Origin of the sequence: Agrobacterium sp. ST15.16.024 (assembly GCF_027956545.1) — a bacterium.
Taxonomy (GTDB): domain Bacteria; phylum Pseudomonadota; class Alphaproteobacteria; order Rhizobiales; family Rhizobiaceae; genus Agrobacterium; species Agrobacterium cucumeris.
Genome location: NZ_JAQKGO010000020.1, coordinates 1 through 19,065, shown reverse-complemented (window position 1 = coordinate 19,065; position 19,065 = coordinate 1). Strand labels below are relative to the sequence as shown.

At 58.1% G+C, this 19,065-nt stretch carries 16 protein-coding genes, 1 tRNA gene and 1 pseudogene; 14 read left to right on the top strand and 4 right to left on the bottom strand.

The features are described 5' to 3' along the window. Nucleotides 1-115 (top strand): annotated as a pseudogene (locus tag PL640_RS25100) (EF-Tu/IF-2/RF-3 family GTPase); the annotation flags it as partial. A gap of 67 nt (nucleotides 116-182) precedes the next feature. Here PL640_RS25100 and PL640_RS25095 read toward each other — a convergent pair. Beyond that, nucleotides 183-770 (bottom strand): histidine phosphatase family protein, encoded by a 588-nt coding sequence (locus PL640_RS25095; RefSeq protein ID WP_271363844.1) that lies wholly within the window; start codon nucleotides 768-770, stop codon nucleotides 183-185. Nucleotides 771-964: 194 nt separating this feature from the next. Between PL640_RS25095 and PL640_RS25090 the strand changes: the two genes are divergently transcribed. The 9 genes from PL640_RS25090 (at nucleotide 965) to rpoC (ending at nucleotide 13,359) form a co-directional block, all read left to right on the top strand. Further along, nucleotides 965-1,040, top strand: a tRNA-Trp gene (locus PL640_RS25090). Nucleotides 1,041-1,223: 183 nt separating this feature from the next. Continuing rightward, nucleotides 1,224-1,424 carry a preprotein translocase subunit SecE gene (secE, locus tag PL640_RS25085; protein WP_003523719.1) on the top strand — a complete coding sequence of 67 codons (201 nt, stop codon included), beginning with the start codon at nucleotides 1,224-1,226 and terminating at the stop codon, nucleotides 1,422-1,424. 32 nt (nucleotides 1,425-1,456) lie between these two features. Beyond that, entirely contained in the window at nucleotides 1,457-1,987 is a 531-nt protein-coding gene (gene nusG / locus PL640_RS25080; protein ID WP_046798156.1) for a transcription termination/antitermination protein NusG, read from the top strand. Nucleotides 1,988-2,131: 144 nt separating this feature from the next. Beyond that, nucleotides 2,132-2,563, top strand: coding sequence for a 50S ribosomal protein L11 (rplK, locus tag PL640_RS25075; RefSeq protein ID WP_027677153.1), 432 nt, complete (start codon nucleotides 2,132-2,134; stop codon nucleotides 2,561-2,563). 2 nt (nucleotides 2,564-2,565) lie between these two features. After that, nucleotides 2,566-3,261: a 50S ribosomal protein L1 gene (gene rplA / locus PL640_RS25070; RefSeq protein ID WP_142840179.1), complete on the top strand. Its 696-nt coding sequence runs from the start codon at nucleotides 2,566-2,568 to the stop codon at nucleotides 3,259-3,261. Nucleotides 3,262-3,617: 356 nt separating this feature from the next. After that, the gene (gene rplJ / locus PL640_RS25065) at nucleotides 3,618-4,136 is read left to right on the top strand and encodes a 50S ribosomal protein L10 (protein WP_142840178.1); all 519 of its coding nucleotides are present in this window, start codon (nucleotides 3,618-3,620) and stop codon (nucleotides 4,134-4,136) included. Nucleotides 4,137-4,195: 59 nt separating this feature from the next. Further along, a complete protein-coding gene (gene rplL / locus PL640_RS25060) occupies nucleotides 4,196-4,573 on the top strand; it encodes a 50S ribosomal protein L7/L12 (protein WP_142840177.1) in 378 nt (125 codons plus the stop codon). A gap of 262 nt (nucleotides 4,574-4,835) precedes the next feature. Beyond that, a complete protein-coding gene (rpoB, locus tag PL640_RS25055) occupies nucleotides 4,836-8,972 on the top strand; it encodes a DNA-directed RNA polymerase subunit beta (protein ID WP_142840176.1) in 4,137 nt (1,378 codons plus the stop codon). A gap of 178 nt (nucleotides 8,973-9,150) precedes the next feature. Continuing rightward, the gene (gene rpoC / locus PL640_RS25050; RefSeq protein WP_142840175.1) at nucleotides 9,151-13,359 is read left to right on the top strand and encodes a DNA-directed RNA polymerase subunit beta'; all 4,209 of its coding nucleotides are present in this window, start codon (nucleotides 9,151-9,153) and stop codon (nucleotides 13,357-13,359) included. 127 nt (nucleotides 13,360-13,486) lie between these two features. On the opposite strand, the gene PL640_RS25045 is transcribed toward rpoC, so the two are convergent. The 3 genes from PL640_RS25045 to PL640_RS25035 form a co-directional block, all read right to left on the bottom strand. Beyond that, nucleotides 13,487-14,569 (bottom strand): helix-turn-helix transcriptional regulator, encoded by a 1,083-nt coding sequence (locus PL640_RS25045; RefSeq protein WP_271363843.1) that lies wholly within the window; start codon nucleotides 14,567-14,569, stop codon nucleotides 13,487-13,489. 97 nt (nucleotides 14,570-14,666) lie between these two features. After that, a complete protein-coding gene (locus tag PL640_RS25040; protein ID WP_271363842.1) occupies nucleotides 14,667-15,017 on the bottom strand; it encodes a VOC family protein in 351 nt (116 codons plus the stop codon). Between the two features lie 9 nt (nucleotides 15,018-15,026). Continuing rightward, nucleotides 15,027-15,320: a hypothetical protein gene (locus PL640_RS25035; RefSeq protein WP_003523731.1), complete on the bottom strand. Its 294-nt coding sequence runs from the start codon at nucleotides 15,318-15,320 to the stop codon at nucleotides 15,027-15,029. A gap of 528 nt (nucleotides 15,321-15,848) precedes the next feature. On the opposite strand from PL640_RS25035, the gene rpsL reads away from it, so the two are divergent. The 4 genes from rpsL to PL640_RS25015 form a co-directional block, all read left to right on the top strand. After that, complete coding sequence (gene rpsL / locus PL640_RS25030; RefSeq protein ID WP_003507760.1) at nucleotides 15,849-16,220, top strand: 30S ribosomal protein S12; 372 nt, start codon at nucleotides 15,849-15,851, stop codon at nucleotides 16,218-16,220. 77 nt (nucleotides 16,221-16,297) lie between these two features. Further along, nucleotides 16,298-16,768 (top strand): 30S ribosomal protein S7, encoded by a 471-nt coding sequence (rpsG, locus tag PL640_RS25025; RefSeq protein WP_046798164.1) that lies wholly within the window; start codon nucleotides 16,298-16,300, stop codon nucleotides 16,766-16,768. Nucleotides 16,769-16,802: 34 nt separating this feature from the next. Then, nucleotides 16,803-18,902: an elongation factor G gene (gene fusA, locus PL640_RS25020; protein WP_052817949.1), complete on the top strand. Its 2,100-nt coding sequence runs from the start codon at nucleotides 16,803-16,805 to the stop codon at nucleotides 18,900-18,902. Between the two features lie 64 nt (nucleotides 18,903-18,966). Beyond that, a partial coding sequence (locus tag PL640_RS25015) for a GTP-binding protein (protein ID WP_141681087.1) occupies nucleotides 18,967-19,065 on the top strand: 99 nt, incomplete at its 3' end.

The window sequence follows — 19,065 nt, the reverse complement described above, 5'->3', positions numbered from 1 at the left end:
CACGGTTGAAGTCGAGCTGATCGTTCCGATCGCGATGGAAGAAAAGCTGCGCTTCGCTATCCGCGAAGGCGGCCGTACCGTCGGCGCCGGCATCGTGGCTTCGATCGTCGAGTAATCTTTTCCCGCAAGGGATTTGAGAAAACCCCGCTGGAGACAGCGGGGTTTTTTATTGCAAAAAAGCCTCAGCAATCGATCCGGACAATGTCGCCGTGCCTGAGATGGAAGAACGCGTCTTGCGGTACTTCGAGGCGCAGTGTCTCGTCTTTCGGGAGGCTCGCATAAACGCCGCGTAATATCCGGCTGGTGATGCCGTGGCAGATGATGATCGCGTCGCCGGCCTGCCTCTGTTTGATCGTCTCCAGGCTGCGGGCAACGCGGTCCGTCATTTTCTCAAATGTTTCACCCCCGGGGGCGTGAAAAAACCACTCATGCCGGTCCAGTCCGTCGCGCATGCCGGGATATTCGTGATCGATCTCGTAATCCGTCATGCCATCCCATGCACCCATGCCGATTTCCATCAGACCCGGATCGAGGGTGATACCGTCGATCATGCCGATCTCACGGGCTATGATCTCGCAGGTCTGCCGTGCCCGTCCGAGCGGGCTCGAGAAAACATGCGCTTCACCTGTGCCGGTCAGCGCGGCGAGCTTACGTCCCATGCGCGCCGCCTGTTGCCGTCCCAACTCCGTCAACGGCGAATCGACCTGACCCTGCCAGCGCTGAACGGCATTAAATTCGGTCTGGCCGTGACGGACGAGATAGATGCTCATGGGTTTTTCCTGTTGGGGAGTGTGAGAAAGATCAAGGGAATAGGCATTGTGCCGGGCGGGGCAGGCGGGTCGTCCGTGTATTTTGCCAGACATTGTGAAAAAACGAAAAACACCCTTGCCATTCTTTTCCGTGCACCTTAAAGGAACGCATATCGAACTGGCCAAGCGATTTTCGCGGTCAGTTACGGTGATGAAGGGGTATAGCTCAGTTGGTAGAGCGGCGGTCTCCAAAACCGCAGGTCGTAAGTTCGAGCCTTACTGCCCCTGCCACTTTCCATTCGCAAGCGCGGTCTTCGCTGCACGGCAGATGGATACCGGATTTCCGGTGAATTTCGCGGAATGTCGATTTCCTCTTGTTAAAAGTGGAATCGGTGTTTATGTAGGTCAAAACAGACACGCGGTGCGTGGGGCTGATTAGTTCGGCTTTACGCGCCGTAATTGCGTGGGCAGTCAATGGCATCCAAAACCAATCCGTTTACGTTTCTGCAGCAGGTTCGCGCCGAAGCGTCAAAAATTACTTGGCCGTCGCGCCGCGAGACCATGATTTCGACGGCTATGGTGCTGGTGATGGTCATTTTTGCGGCTCTGTTCTTCTTTGCTGCAGACCAGCTCATCGGCTGGCTGCTCAGCCTCGTGCTGAACGTAGGCCGGTAACGGCCTGGTGAAGGATTGAACGGAGAATAAAAATGGCAGCACGCTGGTACATCGTTCACGCATATTCGAATTTCGAAAAGAAGGTCGCCGAGTCGATCGAGGAAAAGGCCCGCCAGAAGGGTCTTGATCATCTTTTCGAGAAAATCCTCGTGCCGACCGAAAAGGTTGTCGAGGTGCGTCGCGGCCGTAAGGTTGATAGCGAACGCAAGTTCTTTCCGGGTTACGTGCTGGTGCGCGCCAACCTGACGGATGAGGCCTATCACCTCATCAAGAACACGCCGAAGGTTACCGGTTTCCTCGGTTCGGACAATAAGCCTGTTCCGATTCCCGATTATGAAGCCGATCGTATTCTCGGTCAGGTTCAGGAAGGTGTCGAGCGTCCGAAGTCTTCGGTTTCGTTCGAGATCGGCGAGCAGGTTCGCGTTTCCGACGGTCCGTTCGCGTCGTTCAACGGCGTGGTGCAGGATGTCGACGAAGAGCGTTCGCGCCTGAAGGTGGAAGTTTCGATTTTCGGCCGCGCTACGCCGGTCGAGCTGGAATACAATCAGGTCGAGAAGGTCTGATTGGAGGGGTGAAACCCCAAGCGCGTGGAAGGCAATCTGGCTCTCAAAGCCGGGGCAGGGCGCCGCACCACGCAACCGCAGCCGCCGGAGCGATCCGGCTAGAGAGAAGCCGGGTAACCGGTTTGAATTGAAAGGCAGAGAGATATGGCTAAGAAAGTTGCAGGCCAGCTCAAGTTGCAGGTAAAGGCTGGGTCGGCCAATCCGTCCCCGCCGATCGGTCCTGCACTTGGTCAGCGTGGCATTAACATCATGGAATTCTGCAAGGCGTTCAATGCCGCCACGCAGGAAATGGAAAAGGGTATGCCGATCCCGGTCGTCATCACCTATTACCAGGACAAGTCCTTCACCTTCGTCATGAAGCAGCCGCCGATGACCTATTGGCTGAAGAAGGAAGCTAAGATCACCTCCGGTTCCAAGACGCCTGGCAAGGGCGCCAAGGTCGGCTCCATCACCAAGGCTCAGGTCAAGACGATCGCCGAAGCCAAGATGAAGGATCTGAATGCAGCCGATATCGAAGGCGCAATGGCAATGGTTGAGGGCTCCGCCCGCGCCATGGGCCTGGAAGTGGTAGGTTGATCATGGCCAAGGTAGCAAAGCGCATTCAGAAGATCCGCGAAGGCGTGGATCCCAACAAGCTTTACGTTCTCACCGACGCCATTTCGATGGTCAAGGAACGTGCGGTTGCCAAGTTTGACGAAACCGTTGAAGTTTCGATGAACCTCGGCGTTGACCCGCGCCATGCGGACCAGATGGTTCGTGGCGTTGTCAACCTGCCGAACGGCACCGGCCGTGACGTTCGCGTCGCCGTTTTCGCCCGTGGCGTCAAGGCTGATGAAGCCACGGCTGCCGGCGCTGACGTTGTTGGCGCGGAAGAACTGGTTGAAATCGTTCAGGGCGGCAAGATCGACTTCGATCGTTGCATCGCGACCCCGGACATGATGCCGCTCGTCGGTCGTCTCGGCAAGGTACTCGGCCCGCGTGGCATGATGCCGAACCCGAAGGTCGGTACGGTGACGATGGATGTTGCCGGCGCCGTCAAGGCGTCCAAGGGCGGCGCTGTCGAATTCCGTGTTGAAAAGGCTGGTATCGTGCATGCCGGTATCGGCAAGGCTTCGTTCGACGCCAAGGCTCTTGAAGAAAACATCAAGGCTTTCGCCGATGCAGTCATCAAGGCAAAGCCGACGGGTGCCAAGGGCAACTACGTCAAGCGCGTTGCGATTTCCTCGACCATGGGTCCGGGCGTCAAGATCGACCCTTCGTCGGTTACGGCTTAATCAATTCTCGCGCGTCTTTCGGGGCGTGTGACTAAAAGAATTTCCGGCTCTCAGGGAGCCGGAGATTTCCGGGGAAACCCGGAACTCCTGTCCGAGATTGCAGGTGGCCATGTCTTTCGGGATCTGGCCTTAATCATTCAACCTGCATGAGACGGGTGAGGCTGGATTTGAGACATCCAAGGATGTCTGACTGTCCGGTTCGAACCTGGTGTGCCTGTGCCTGGAGCCGTTTGCGGCGACAGAGCGGGGGACAGGATCCTCGAGCGTCGCTCGGGATCTTTGTAAGAAGGTCCCCTGGGGCAAAGGCAAACCCGACGGGTTCACAATCATGTGGTCCCGTCTACTGGAGACAGACAGTGGAAAGAGCGGAAAAACGCGAATTCGTCACGGAGCTGAACGAAGTCTTCAAGGCTTCCGGTTCGGTTGTCGTGGCCCACTATGCTGGTGTCACCGTTGCGCAGATGAACGACTTCCGTTCGAAGATGCGCGCTGCCGGAGGCACCGTCAAGGTCGCGAAGAACCGCCTGGCCAAGATCGCTCTTCAGGGCACGGAGTCGGAAGGGATGACAAATCTCTTCAAGGGCCAGACGCTGATTGCATACAGCGTCGACCCGATGATCGCTCCGAAAGTCGTCATGGACTTCGCAAAGACCAACGATAAAGTCGTTGTTCTCGGCGGCGCCATGGGTGCAACCACGCTCAACGCCGAAGCAGTCAAGTCGCTTGCGACCCTGCCTTCGCTGGACGAGCTTCGTGCAAAGCTGCTGGGCCTTCTCAATGCCCCGGCAACTCGCGTCGCTACGGTTGTCGCCGCACCTGCAAGCCAGCTTGCACGCGTGTTTTCGGCTTACGCCAAGAAGGACGAAGCCGCTTAAGGCGGTTTTTCGCTGTAATTATTCAAACTGGTTCGAACTGAACAAAAGGAACTATCAAAATGGCTGATCTCGCAAAGATCGTTGAAGACCTCTCCACCCTGACCGTTCTGGAAGCTGCAGAACTGTCGAAGCTTCTTGAAGAAAAGTGGGGCGTTTCCGCTGCTGCTCCGGTAGCTGTTGCTGCTGCTGGCGGTGCTGGCGTTGCTGCTGCTGTTGAAGAAGAAAAGACTGAATTCGACGTGATCCTGGTTGACGCTGGCGCCAACAAGATCAACGTCATCAAGGAAGTCCGCGCTATCACGGGTCTCGGCCTGAAGGAAGCCAAGGACCTCGTTGAAGGCGCTCCGAAGGCTGTCAAGGAAGCTGTTTCCAAGGCTGAAGCTGCTGACCTCAAGAAGAAGCTTGAAGACGCCGGCGCTAAGGTCGACGTTAAGTAATCTTGCGATTGCTGGCGGGAAGGGGCTTCATGCCCCTTTCCGTCGTCATCGTTTTTAAAACTTATTACCCAAAAGCCGCGTGAAAATGGCTTTTGGGTAATGGGTTCTTCAAGAGAATGGTTCCGAACCGGCTCATCTAGGCAATCCGGCCTGATCGATCCGGGATGTGGAACGAGATTGATGATACCCATTGCTTGACGGGGTCGACTGGCCATCGGTTCCCGTCCGTTGCAGGCCCGGATGCAATTTTAAAGGAGCGACGATGGCTCAGACCCTTTCGTTTAACGGTCGCAGGCGCGTACGCAAGTTTTTCGGCAAAATTCCAGAAGTCGCGGAAATGCCGAACCTCATCGAGGTTCAGAAGGCTTCGTATGACCAGTTTCTCATGGTTGACGAGCCCAAGGGTGGCCGTCCCGACGAGGGATTGAATGCCGTATTCAAATCCGTATTCCCGATCACCGATTTTTCGGGCGCATCCATGCTCGAATTCGTATCTTACGAATTCGAAGCGCCGAAGTTCGACGTCGAGGAATGCCGTCAGCGCGATCTGACCTATGCAGCGCCGCTGAAAGTGACGCTGCGCCTCATCGTGTTCGATATTGACGAGGATACAGGCGCGAAGTCCATCAAGGACATCAAGGAACAGTCCGTCTACATGGGCGACATGCCGCTCATGACCAATAACGGCACGTTCATCGTCAACGGTACCGAGCGCGTCATCGTTTCGCAGATGCACCGTTCGCCGGGCGTGTTCTTCGACCACGACAAGGGCAAGAGCCATTCTTCCGGCAAGCTTTTGTTCGCTGCCCGCGTCATCCCGTATCGCGGTTCCTGGCTCGACATCGAGTTCGACGCCAAGGACATCGTCTATGCGCGTATCGACCGTCGCCGCAAGCTGCCCGTGACCTCGCTCCTTATGGCGCTTGGCATGGATGGCGAAGAAATCCTGTCGACCTTCTACACCAAGGCTTCCTACGAGCGCTCCGGCGATGGCTGGCGCATTCCGTTCCAGCCTGAGACGCTGAAGAATGCCAAGGTCATCACCGACATGATCGACGCCGATACCGGCGAAGTCGTTGTCGAGGGTGGAAAGAAGCTGACCCCGCGCCTCATCCGCCAGCTCTCCGAAAAGGGCCTCAAGGCGCTGAAGGCGACCGACGAAGACCTGTACGGCAACTATCTGGCCGAAGACATCGTCAACTACGAGACGGGTGAAATCTATCTCGAAGCCGGCGACGAAATCGACGAGAAGACGCTCGGCATCATCCTGCAGTCCGGCTTTGACGAGATTCCGGTCCTCAACATCGACCACGTCAATGTTGGCGCCTATATCCGCAACACGCTGTCTGCGGACAAGAACGAGAACCGTCAGGAAGCCCTGTTCGACATCTACCGCGTCATGCGTCCGGGTGAGCCGCCGACCATGGATTCGGCGGAAGCGATGTTCAACTCGCTGTTCTTCGATGCTGAACGTTACGATCTCTCGGCTGTTGGCCGCGTGAAGATGAACATGCGTCTCGACCTCGACGCGGAAGACACCGTGCGCACGCTGCGCAAGGAAGACATCCTCGCGGTCGTCAAGATGCTGGTCGAACTGCGCGACGGCAAGGGCGAAATCGACGACATCGACAACCTCGGCAACCGCCGTGTTCGTTCTGTCGGCGAGCTGATGGAAAACCAGTATCGTCTGGGCCTTCTGCGCATGGAACGTGCGATCAAGGAACGTATGTCCTCGATCGAAATCGACACCGTGATGCCGCAGGACCTGATCAATGCGAAGCCGGCAGCTGCCGCGGTTCGCGAATTCTTCGGTTCCTCGCAGCTGTCGCAGTTCATGGACCAGGTGAACCCGCTTTCGGAAATCACCCACAAGCGCCGTCTTTCGGCTCTTGGACCGGGTGGTCTGACCCGTGAGCGCGCCGGCTTTGAAGTCCGTGACGTTCACCCGACCCATTACGGCCGTATTTGCCCGATCGAAACGCCTGAAGGCCCGAACATCGGTCTGATCAACTCGCTTGCAACCTTTGCCCGTGTGAACAAGTACGGCTTCATCGAAAGCCCGTACCGCAAGATCACCGACGGCAAGGTGACGACCGACGTGATCTACCTCTCCGCCATGGAAGAGGCCAAGTACTACGTCGCACAGGCCAATGCCGAACTTGATGGCGAAGGCGCCTTCGTTGAAGAGTTCGTTGTTTGCCGTCACTCGGGCGAAGTCATGCTCGCACCGCGCGACAACATCAACCTGATGGACGTTTCGCCGAAGCAGCTCGTTTCGGTCGCAGCGGCTCTCATTCCGTTCCTGGAAAACGACGACGCCAACCGCGCTCTCATGGGCTCGAACATGCAGCGTCAGGCCGTTCCGCTTCTGCGGGCCGAAGCGCCGTTCGTCGGCACGGGCATGGAACCGGTTGTTGCTCGCGACTCCGGCGCTGCCATCGCGGCTCGCCGCGGCGGTGTGGTCGACCAGGTGGATGCGACGCGTATCGTTATCCGCGCTACGGAAGACCTCGATGCCGGCAAGTCGGGCGTCGATATCTACCGTCTGCAGAAGTTCCAGCGTTCGAACCAGAACACCTGCGTCAACCAGCGTCCGCTGGTCTCCGTTGGTGACGCCATCTCCAAGGGCGACATCATCGCGGACGGTCCGTCGACCGACCTCGGCGATCTGGCGCTTGGCCGTAACGCGCTCGTCGCGTTCATGCCCTGGAACGGCTACAACTACGAAGACTCGATCCTGATGTCGGAACGTATCGTTTCCGACGACGTGTTCACCTCCATCCACATCGAAGAATTCGAAGTGATGGCGCGCGACACGAAGCTTGGTCCGGAAGAAATCACGCGCGACATTCCGAACGTTTCGGAAGAAGCGCTGAAGAACCTCGACGAAGCCGGTATCGTTTACATCGGTGCGGAAGTTCAGCCGGGCGATATCCTCGTCGGCAAGATCACGCCGAAGGGCGAAAGCCCGATGACGCCGGAAGAAAAGCTTCTGCGCGCCATCTTCGGTGAAAAGGCTTCCGACGTTCGCGACACCTCCATGCGCATGCCTCCGGGCACGTTTGGTACGGTCGTCGAAGTCCGCGTCTTCAACCGTCACGGTGTGGAGAAGGACGAGCGCGCGATGGCTATCGAGCGCGAAGAGATCGAACGTCTGGCGAAGGACCGCGACGACGAGCAGGCAATTCTTGACCGTAACGTCTACGGCCGCCTGATCGACATGCTGCGTGGCCACGTTTCCATCGCCGGTCCGAAGGGCTTCAAGAAGGGCGTCGAGCTTTCCAACGCCGTCGTCTCCGAATACCCCCGCTCGCAGTGGTGGATGTTCGCGGTCGAAGACGAGAAGGCCCAGTCCGAACTCGAAGCGCTTCGTGGCCAGTACGACGAGTCCAAGTCGCGCCTTGAACAGCGCTTCATGGACAAGGTCGAAAAGGTCCAGCGCGGCGATGAAATGCCTCCGGGCGTCATGAAGATGGTCAAGGTCTTCGTTGCTGTTAAGCGCAAGATCCAGCCGGGCGACAAGATGGCCGGCCGTCACGGTAACAAGGGCGTCGTCTCGCGTATCGTTCCTGTCGAGGACATGCCGTTCCTCGAAGACGGCACGCATGTCGACATCTGCTTGAACCCGCTCGGCGTGCCTTCGCGCATGAACGTCGGCCAGATCCTCGAAACCCACCTCGCATGGGCATGCGCAGGCATGGGCAAGAAGATCGGCGAGATGCTCGAAGAGTATCGCAAGACGATGGACATCAGCGAGCTTCGCAGCGAGCTGACGGAAATCTACGCGTCTGAAGCCAATGACGAGGTTCAGCGTTTCGACGACGACTCGCTGGTGAAGCTTGCCGAAGAAGCCAAGCGCGGTGTTTCCATCGCGACCCCGGTCTTCGACGGTGCGCATGAGCCTGACGTCGCCGCGATGCTGAAGAAGGCAGGTCTGCATGAATCCGGTCAGTCCGTCCTTTATGACGGTCGTACCGGTGAGCCGTTCGACCGCAAGGTCACCGTCGGCTACATGTACATGATCAAGCTGAACCACCTTGTCGACGACAAGATCCACGCTCGCTCGATCGGTCCTTACTCGCTCGTTACCCAGCAGCCGCTGGGCGGCAAGGCGCAGTTCGGCGGACAGCGCTTCGGGGAAATGGAAGTCTGGGCTCTGGAAGCATACGGCGCGGCCTACACGCTGCAGGAAATGCTGACCGTCAAGTCGGACGACGTGGCCGGCCGCACCAAGGTCTACGAAGCGATCGTCCGTGGCGACGATACCTTCGAGGCCGGTATTCCGGAGAGCTTCAACGTTCTCGTCAAGGAAATGCGGTCGCTCGGTCTTTCGGTTGAGCTGGAAAACTCGAAGATCGAGAACCAGCCCGAAGACCAGCTGCCCGACGCGGCGGAATAAAAATGAGAGAGGCGGGCGCCTTCCAGGCGCCTGCCGGTTTCCCGTCAGCCCGGCTGGCGTGGGACACTTTCGCCGCATTGTGCGGTTAATCCGTATTTAAAGCTCTGGACGGCGACCCGGGAAGAAACCGGTCCGGATGCAAACAGGGGCAGCAGCTAGCCTCTCAAGGAGACAAGGCATGAACCAAGAGGTCATGAATCTTTTCAATCCTCAGGTGCCTGCGCAGCATTTCGATTCCATCCGGATTTCGATTGCTTCGCCGGAAAAAATCCTGTCGTGGTCCTACGGCGAGATCAAGAAGCCGGAAACCATCAACTACCGTACGTTCAAGCCGGAACGCGACGGCCTTTTCTGCGCGCGTATCTTCGGACCGATCAAGGACTACGAGTGCCTGTGCGGCAAGTACAAGCGCATGAAGTACAAGGGCATCATCTGCGAAAAGTGCGGCGTCGAAGTAACGCTGTCGCGCGTTCGCCGTGAGCGCATGGGCCATATCGAGCTCGCAGCGCCGGTTGCCCACATCTGGTTCCTGAAGTCGCTTCCCTCGCGTATCTCGACCCTGCTCGACATGACGCTGAAGGATGTCGAACGCGTTCTTTATTTCGAGAACTACATCGTCACCGAGCCTGGCCTCACTTCGCTGAAGCAGAACCAGCTTCTGTCCGAAGAAGAGTACATGATCGCCGTCGACGAGTTCGGCGAAGACCAGTTCACCGCCATGATCGGCGCTGAAGCCATCTACGAGATGCTGGCTTCGATGAACCTCGAAAAGATCGCCGGCGACCTGCGTGCCGAACTTGCTGAGACCACGTCTGATCTCAAGCAGAAGAAGCTGATGAAGCGCCTGAAGATCGTCGAGAACTTCATGGAGTCGGGCAACCGTCCTGAATGGATGATCATGAAGGTCGTTCCGGTCATTCCGCCGGACCTGCGCCCGCTGGTTCCGCTGGATGGCGGCCGTTTCGCGACGTCCGACCTCAACGATCTCTATCGCCGCGTCATCAACCGTAACAACCGTCTGAAGCGCCTGATCGAGCTTCGCGCGCCTGGCATCATCATCCGCAACGAAAAGCGTATGTTGCAGGAATCCGTCGATGCGTTGTTCGACAACGGCCGTCGCGGCCGCGTCATCACGGGTGCCAACAAGCGCCCGCTGAAGTCGCTCTCCGACATGCTCAAGGGCAAGCAGGGCCGCTTCCGCCAGAACCTTCTCGGCAAGCGCGTCGACTATTCCGGTCGTTCGGTCATCGTGACCGGTCCGGAACTGAAGCTGCACCAGTGCGGCCTGCCGAAGAAGATGGCGCTCGAACTGTTCAAGCCCTTCATCTACGCCCGCCTCGACGCCAAGGGTTACTCCTCGACCGTCAAGCAGGCCAAGAAGCTGGTTGAAAAGGAAAAGCCGGAAGTCTGGGATATCCTCGACGAGGTCATCCGCGAGCATCCGGTTCTTCTGAACCGCGCACCGACGCTGCACCGTCTGGGTATCCAGGCTTTCGAACCTATGCTGGTCGAAGGCAAGGCCATCCAGCTGCACCCGCTCGTCTGCACGGCCTTCAACGCCGACTTCGACGGTGACCAGATGGCTGTCCACGTGCCGCTTTCGCTGGAAGCCCAGCTGGAAGCACGCGTGCTGATGATGTCGACCAACAACATCCTGCATCCGGCGAACGGTCATCCGATCATCGTTCCGTCGCAGGACATGGTTCTCGGCCTCTATTACCTGTCGATCATGAACCAGAACGAGCCGGGCGAAGGCATGGCGTTCTCGGATATCGGTGAGCTGCATCACGCGCTTGAAAACAAGGTCGTGACGCTGCATGCCAAGATCCGCGGCCGCTTCAAGACTGTGGATGCCGATGGCAAGCCGGTTTCGAAGATCCATGAAACGACCCCTGGCCGTATGCTGATTGGCGAACTTCTGCCGAAGAACGTCAACGTGCCTTTCGACGTCTGCAACCAGGAAATGACCAAGAAGAACATCTCCAAGATGATCGACACGGTCTACCGTCATTGCGGCCAGAAAGACACGGTCATCTTCTGCGACCGCATCATGCAGCTCGGCTTCAGCCACGCCTGCCGCGCCGGCATTTCGTTCGGCAAGGACGACATGGTCATTCCGGACAGCAAGGTGAAGATCGTTGGCGACACCGAAGCCTTGGTGAAGGAATACGAACAGCAGTACAATGATGGTCTCATCACCCAGGGCGAAAAGTACAACAAGGTTGTCGACGCCTGGGGCAAGGCAACCGAAAAGGTCGCCGAAGAAATGATGGCACGCATCAAGGCTGTCGAGTTCGATCCGGAAACGGGCCGCCAGAAGCCGATGAACTCCATCTACATGATGTCCCACTCGGGCGCCCGTGGTTCTCCGAACCAGATGCGTCAGCTGGGCGGCATGCGCGGCCTGATGGCGAAGCCGTCGGGTGAAATCATCGAGACGCCGATCATCTCGAACTTCAAGGAAGGCCTGACCGTTAACGAGTACTTCAACTCGACCCACGGTGCCCGTAAGGGTCTGGCAGACACCGCCCTGAAGACGGCGAACTCGGGTTACCTTACCCGTCGTCTCGTCGACGTCGCGCAGGATTGCATCGTCGTTTCCACCGATTGCGGCACCGACAAGGGCCTCACCATGACCGCCATCGTCGATGCCGGCCAGGTCGTTGCCTCGCTCGGCGCGCGTATCCTCGGCCGTACGGCTCTTGATGATATCGATCATCCGGTTTCCGGCGAAAACCTCGTCAAGGCCGGCACGCTCATCGATGAGGCCGATGTGGCCGTCATCGAAAAGGCGGGCATCCAGTCCGTGCGCATCCGCTCGGCTCTGACCTGCGAAGTGCAGGTTGGCGTCTGCGGCGTCTGCTACGGTCGTGACCTTGCACGCGGTACGCCTGTCAACATGGGCGAAGCCGTTGGCGTCATCGCCGCACAGTCGATCGGTGAACCGGGCACGCAGCTCACCATGCGTACCTTCCACCTTGGCGGTACGGCGAACGTGGTCGACCAGTCGTTCCTCGAAGCCTCTTACGAGGGCACGATTGCGATCAAGAACCGCAACATTCTGCGCAACTCCGAAGGCACTCTCATCGCGATGGGCCGTAACATGGCCGTCACCATTCTCGATGAGCGCGGTCAGGAGCGGTCTTCGCAGCGCGTTGCCTATGGTTCGAAGATCTTCGTGGACGATGGCGACAAGGTAAAGCGTGGCCAGCGTCTGGCAGAGTGGGACCCCTACACCCGTCCGATGATGACGGAAGTGGAAGGTACCGTTCACTTCGAGGACCTCGTCGACGGCCTTTCCGTTCTGGAAGCCACCGACGAATCCACCGGCATCACCAAACGTCAGGTTATCGACTGGCGTTCGACGCCGCGCGGTTCGGACCTCAAGCCCGCGATCGTCATCAAGGACGCTTCCGGCGCTGTTGCGAAGCTTGCCCGTGGTGGCGAAGCCCGCTTCCAGCTGTCCGTGGACGCCATCCTGTCGGTTGAGCCGGGTTCGAAGGTCTCCCAGGGTGACGTGCTTGCACGTTCGCCGCTGGAAAGCGCCAAGACGAAGGACATCACCGGTGGTCTGCCGCGCGTTGCCGAACTGTTCGAAGCACGTCGTCCGAAGGATCACGCCGTCATCGCCGAGATCGACGGTACGATCCGCCTGGGTCGCGACTACAAGAACAAGCGTCGCGTGATGATCGAGCCTGCGGAAGACGGCGTCGAGCCGGTCGAATACCTGATCCCGAAGGGCAAGCCCTTCCATCTTCAGGAAGGCGACTACATCGAGAAGGGTGAATACATTCTCGACGGCAACCCGGCGCCGCACGACATCCTGGCAATCAAGGGCGTGGAGGCTCTGGCTTCCTACCTCGTGAACGAAATCCAGGAAGTCTACCGACTGCAGGGCGTTGTGATCAACGACAAGCACATCGAAGTGATCGTTCGCCAGATGCTGCAGAAGGTCGAAATCACCGATGCCGGCGACAGCCAGTACATCGTTGGCGACAATGTCGACCGTATCGAGCTGGACGACATGAACGACCGCCTGATCGAGGAGGGCAAGAAGCCGGCTTACGGCGATCCTGTTCTGCTCGGCATCACCAAGGCTTCGCTGCAGACGCCGTCCTTCATCTCGGCCGCATCCTTCCAGGAAACCACCAAGGTTCTCACGGAAGCTGCGATTGCCGGCAAGACGGACACGCTGCAGGGCCTCAAGGAAAACGTCATCGTCGGCCGTCTCATCCCGGCCGGTACTGGCGGCACCATGACGCAGATCCGCCGCATCGCCACCTCGCGTGACGACCTCATTCTCGAGGAACGCCGCAAGGGTACGGGTGCAGGTTCTGCGAACCAGATGCTGCAGGACATGACGGATCAGGTTCCGGCCGCCGAATAAGCTTGGGGCAGGGGCTTTACTAAGCCCCGCCAAAATTCAGTAAAACGCCCGGAGCAATCCGGGCGTTTTTTGTTTGGCGGGTGGGAGAGCTGATCCGATCTTTCAGATCATCAGTGTCGGCGCGTTCTCAGCCCTGTTCGCCGATGGTGTAGCGTGTCAGAACGGAAAGGCGGCGGACGAGATCGGTCTGGCCGGTACTGCCGGTTTTGGCATAGATCGACTTGGCGTTGCTGCGCACCGTTTCGTGGGAGATCCGCAATTGCTTTGCCACGGCGGGAAGGGAAAGCCCCTTCATGATTTCCAGCGCAACACGGGCTTCGCCCTTGGTGAGGTCATAAAGCCCCTTCAGCAGCGGCGTGGCGTCGAAGACCGTGTCTGAGGGCTGGGATATCAATATGATGGCTGAGCCGTTCGGGGAAAGGTCCAGCGCGTCCTTTCGTAGCGGTATGACGTGCAGTATGCATGCCCTGTCTTCGGTCGGCAGGGGGAAGGAACCGACGCTATGTCCGGCAAGTGCATTATAAAGCAGCCGGTTGACCCTTTCATCGGAAATCAGAATCCTGTCACGGGCGCGTGTAGAGATACATTTCTGAAGTGAAAGAAACAGGTCATTGGCGGAGAGAAGGCGTCCGCTTGCCTGAAGCACTGCCGCCGGCGCGCCGATGGCGTTGAGGCCAAGCGTCATCGCATCGGCTTTCTGACGCTGCAGTCGGGTAGCCAGCGTGAGGCTGCGAGCGATATGCGGCCTCAGGCCGCCGAGCGCCGCCATCGTCTCCGGGCCGATGATGCCGCTGTCGAGCTTGCGTTCGAAAATCACCGTCATTTCCGGATGATCGGGTGGAGCGACCTGGGTCGCCACACCATAGCCCAGACCGCGCGGCATCAGGAAGTCACGCACGATCGGCAGCCCGGCCCATTCATCATGGGTAAAAACATCAAAATCATGCACGAAGGAAAATTGTCCCTCGCGGATTGCGCGGGTGAGGCGGTCATTGCGATGATTCCAGCCGCCCTCCATGAAGGCCTGCATCAATTCCTGGAAATTGGGCGTGAAAAGCCAGGCTTCTTCCTCTCCCTTGCCCCAGGTAAGGGCGCCGCCCCAGAAATCCAGCTGTTGACCGATTGTGGCGATGACTTTCGCCCAGCGGTCGGGAAAAAGCGCCGCTTCGTAAATGTCATCGATGATGTCTGCCGAAGATATATGATCCAACCTGCCACCGGAGATTCATGTCAGGATTGTTTTACGCCAATATATTCGCGTTGTTCAACAGAAATGAAATAATACTACTGAACTTAAAGTATATAACCTATAAGTGACTTAATATGTTGATCAGCCTGCCAAAGGGATCGCGCAGGAACAGGCGGCGCACACCCCATGTTTCGGTGGCCGGGCCGTATTCGACCGGCAGTCCGGCTTCAATTATCCGGGTGTGAACCTCGTCGAAATTGTCGACCTCGATGGAGATGTCGGGGACCGCCGTGCCGGAGCCGCCTTCACGGGCAAAGCTGATCTGGGCAGGTGTTTCAACCGGGCTTGCATAGGTCACGATCCAGCCGTGATCCATGGCGATGGTCATGCCGAGAATATCGCTATAAAAGACACCCGCCCGTTCAGGGTCGGGTGTCGCGATGTTGGTGACGATGCGTCTCACCACCATGGCCGCGCCTCAGGCGAAGCGGATGATGGCCACTTCGCCTTCCAGTGCGCCCTGATAGGCGGAAGCGTGCGGCTCTTCATCGGGGATTTCGGTCAGCATGCCGATCTGGTCGAGGTCGGCCTCGATGAAGCCTTCCTCGGAAAGCGCGTTCAGCGTTTCACGCACGGCGGTGTCGTCGTCCGGGGCGCGAAGGATGACGTGGATGTCGATGCCCTCGGAGTTATCGGTCTCGTAAGCCTTGCCGATGACGATGAAGACCATCGGCTCGTCGCGTCCATTGTCGTTGTCGGGGAGGGTGCTCATGACGCGGTTCCTTGATCTGTCGTTGCTATGTACGCGGGTCGACCGGAGCGGGTCTTGCGCGTGGCGGGCCAAGTCTGGCCGCTTGAGGGAATCAATAGACGGATTTTATGAAAAGCCAAAGGCCGGAGCACAAAATCGCTGTTGCCGATGGTGACTTCTGTTAGAAGGAGGGTGAAATGGCCCGCCTGCGGGCTTTGTGGCCGCGGGCGCGGGCGCAAAATGCGGATTCGGCCTTGACGAAAGCTGGCTAAAACAGTAGTACGCCCGCCATCGGAGCCTCTGTGGGTGCTGGCCGTTCGGAAACCTTTTTTCCGAACATCATCTCAAACAAGACTCCATTGCACGTAGAAGACACGAATGTTGCATGCAAGACGCCTCGTTGAGGTGTCCTCTGCTCTTGGTGGTCCATCCGTGAAAACGGATCGGGCCACGTTTTGCGCATGAGGATATATACGTGCGTCGTCGCCGGCAACGGCATAGCCGCCACCCGTTCGGGTGGCTAAAGTAGTTTTTGCAAGGGATGGTTATATGCCTACCGTAAACCAGCTGATCCGTAAGCCCCGCCAGGCACAGGTAAAGCGCAACAAGGTTCCTGCTCTTCAGGAAAACCCGCAGAAGCGTGGTGTTTGCACCCGCGTTTACACGACGACCCCGAAGAAGCCGAACTCGGCTCTGCGTAAGGTTGCCAAGATCCGCCTCACCAACGGCTTTGAAGTCATCGGCTACATTCCGGGCGAAGGTCACAACCTTCAGGAACACTCCGTGGTCATGATCCGCGGCGGCCGCGTAAAGGATTTGCCGGGTGTGCGTTACCACATCATTCGCGGTGTTCTCGATACCCAGGGCGTCAAGAACCGCAAGCAGCGCCGCTCCAAGTACGGTGCGAAGCGTCCGAAGTAATTCGGTTTAAACAAATTCCGGCGCTGCGCGAGGTTCTCCGCGTGGTAAAGCGTCAATAACATTGAGAGACAAAGAATATGTCCCGTCGCCATAGTGCAGAAAAGCGTGAGATCAACCCGGATCCGAAGTTCGGCGATCTGATCGTTACCAAGTTCATGAACGCCATCATGCTTCACGGCAAGAAGTCGGTCGCAGAAAGCATCGTTTACGGCGCGTTCGACGTCGTTCAGGGCAAGACGAAGCAGGAGCCGCTCGGCGTGTTCCATTCCGCCCTCGACAACGTTGCTCCGCACGTTGAAGTGCGTTCGCGCCGCGTTGGTGGTGCTACGTATCAGGTTCCGGTCGACGTTCGCCCCGAGCGCCGTCAGGCTCTGGCCATCCGCTGGCTGATCACCGCTGCGCGCAAGCGCAACGAAACGACCATGGTCGATCGCCTTTCCGGCGAACTCATGGACGCTGCGAACAACCGTGGTTCGGCTGTCAAGAAGCGCGAAGACACGCACAAGATGGCTGACGCCAACCGCGCATTCTCGCATTACCGCTGGTAATCTTAACCGGTCGCATATCGAAAGGCAGTCCATTATGGCTCGCGAATATAAAATCGAAGACTACCGCAATTTCGGTATCATGGCGCATATCGACGCCGGCAAGACGACGACCACCGAGCGTATCCTTTATTACACCGGTAAGTCGCACAAGATCGGCGAAGTCCATGATGGCGCTGCCACGATGGACTGGATGGAGCAGGAGCAGGAGCGTGGTATCACCATCACGTCTGCTGCGACCACGACCTTCTGGAAGGGCCGTGACGGCAAGATGCGCCGTTTCAACATCATCGACACCCCCGGCCACGTTGACTTCACCATTGAAGTCGAGCGTTCGCTGCGCGTTCTCGACGGCGCCATCGCGCTGCTCGACGCCAACGCCGGTGTGGAGCCGCAGACGGAAACCGTCTGGCGCCAGGCTGAGAAGTATCATGTTCCGCGCATGATCTTCTGCAACAAGATGGACAAGACCGGTGCTGACTTCTACCGCTCGGTAGAAATGATCAAGACCCGTCTCGGTGCCATTGCCGTCGTCATGCAGCTGCCGATCGGCGCTGAGACCGAGTTCAAGGGCGTTATCGACCTGATCGAGATGAACGCACTCATCTGGCGCGACGAATCGCTCGGCGCTCAGTGGGACGTCGTCGAAATTCCCGATGACATGAAGGCCAAGGCTGACGAATATCGCGAAAAGCTGATCGAGACCGTTGTCGAGATCGACGAAGAAGCGATGGAAAACTACCTGAACGGCATCATGCCCGACAATGAACAGATCCGTGCACTGGTTCGCCGCGGCACCATCGACGTGAAGTTCCACCCGATGTTCTGCGGTACCGCGTTCAAGAACAAGGGTGTTCAGCCGCTTCTCGACGCCGTCGTCGACTACCTGCCTTCGCCGCTGGACATTCCGGCGATCAAGGGCATCGACTTCAAGACCGAAGCCGAGATCGAGCGTCATGCTGACGACAGCGAGCCGCTTTCCATGCTCGCGTTCAAGATCATGAACGACCCCTTCGTCGGTTCGCTGACGTTTGCGCGCATCTACTCGGGCAAGCTCGAAAAGGGTACGTCCGTCATCAATACGGTCAAGGACAAGCGCGAGCGCGTCGGCCGTATGCTGCAGATGCACTCCAACTCGCGTGAAGACATCGAAGAAGCCTTTGCAGGCGACATCGTTGCTCTGGCCGGCCTCAAGGAAACCACCACTGGCGATACGCTCTGCGATCCGCTGAAGCCGGTTATCCTCGAGCGCATGGAATTCCCCGAGCCGGTCATCCAGATCGCGATCGAGCCGAAGACCAAGGGCGACCAGGAAAAGATGGGCCTCGCGCTCAACCGTCTGGCTGCTGAAGATCCTTCGTTCCGCGTCAAGACCGACGAAGAGTCCGGTCAGACGATCATCGCGGGCATGGGCGAACTTCACCTCGACATTCTCGTTGACCGTATGCGTCGCGAGTTCAAGGTTGAAGCAACCGTCGGCGCGCCGCAGGTTGCCTATCGCGAAACGATCACGCGTCAGCACGAAGAAGACTACACGCACAAGAAGCAGTCCGGTGGTACCGGTCAGTTCGCGCGCGTCAAGATCATCTTCGAACCGAACCCTGAAGGCGAAGACTTCAAGTTCGAATCCAAGATCGTCGGTGGTGCTGTTCCGAAGGAATACATCCCGGGCGTTCAGAAGGGTATCGAAAGCGTTCTGTCTTCCGGTCCGCTCGCTGGCTTCCCGATGCTCGGCGTCAAGGCGACGCTGATCGACGGTGCATTCCACGACGTCGACTCGTCGGTTCTCGCCTTCGAAATCGCATCGCGTGCCTGCTTCCGTGAAGCAGCCAAGAAGGCTGGTGCACAGCTTCTCGAGCCGATGATGAAGGTCGAAGTCGTAACGCCGGAAGACTATGTCGGCGACGTTATCGGCGACCTGAACTCCCGTCGTGGTCAGATCCAGGGCCAGGAAAGCCGTGGTATCACCATCGTCATCAACGCGCATGTTCCGCTCGCGAACATGTTCAAGTACGTCGACAACCTGCGCTCCATGAGCCAAGGTCGCGCTCAGTACTCGATGACGTTCGACCACTACTCGCCGGTTCCGTCGAACGTGGCGCAGGAAATCCAGGCAAAGTACTCCGGTCAGAAGTGATCGGGGTACGCCCCACCAGATTTGAAGATTATTCCCGTCAAGGGACAAGAATGGAGAGCCACTAATGGCAAAGAGCAAGTTTGAGCGCAATAAGCCGCACGTCAACATTGGCACGATCGGTCACGTTGACCATGGCAAGACGTCGCTGACTGCCGCGATCACG

Bases quoted from the DNA above. Each gene is read 5' to 3' on its own strand.
- PL640_RS25095 (WP_271363844.1), bottom strand. From the start codon at position 770: ATGAGCATCTATCTCGTCCGTCACGGCCAGACCGAATTTAATGCCGTT.
- secE (WP_003523719.1), top strand. From the start codon at position 1,224: ATGGCATCCAAAACCAATCCGTTTACGTTTCTGCAGCAGGTTCGCGCC.
- nusG (WP_046798156.1), top strand. From the start codon at position 1,457: ATGGCAGCACGCTGGTACATCGTTCACGCATATTCGAATTTCGAAAAG.
- rplK (WP_027677153.1), top strand. From the start codon at position 2,132: ATGGCTAAGAAAGTTGCAGGCCAGCTCAAGTTGCAGGTAAAGGCTGGG.
- rplA (WP_142840179.1), top strand. From the start codon at position 2,566: ATGGCCAAGGTAGCAAAGCGCATTCAGAAGATCCGCGAAGGCGTGGAT.
- rplL (WP_142840177.1), top strand. From the start codon at position 4,196: ATGGCTGATCTCGCAAAGATCGTTGAAGACCTCTCCACCCTGACCGTT.
- rpoB (WP_142840176.1), top strand. From the start codon at position 4,836: ATGGCTCAGACCCTTTCGTTTAACGGTCGCAGGCGCGTACGCAAGTTT.
- rpoC (WP_142840175.1), top strand. From the start codon at position 9,151: ATGAACCAAGAGGTCATGAATCTTTTCAATCCTCAGGTGCCTGCGCAG.
- PL640_RS25040 (WP_271363842.1), bottom strand. From the start codon at position 15,017: ATGGTGGTGAGACGCATCGTCACCAACATCGCGACACCCGACCCTGAA.
- PL640_RS25035 (WP_003523731.1), bottom strand. From the start codon at position 15,320: ATGAGCACCCTCCCCGACAACGACAATGGACGCGACGAGCCGATGGTC.
- rpsL (WP_003507760.1), top strand. From the start codon at position 15,849: ATGCCTACCGTAAACCAGCTGATCCGTAAGCCCCGCCAGGCACAGGTA.
- rpsG (WP_046798164.1), top strand. From the start codon at position 16,298: ATGTCCCGTCGCCATAGTGCAGAAAAGCGTGAGATCAACCCGGATCCG.
- fusA (WP_052817949.1), top strand. From the start codon at position 16,803: ATGGCTCGCGAATATAAAATCGAAGACTACCGCAATTTCGGTATCATG.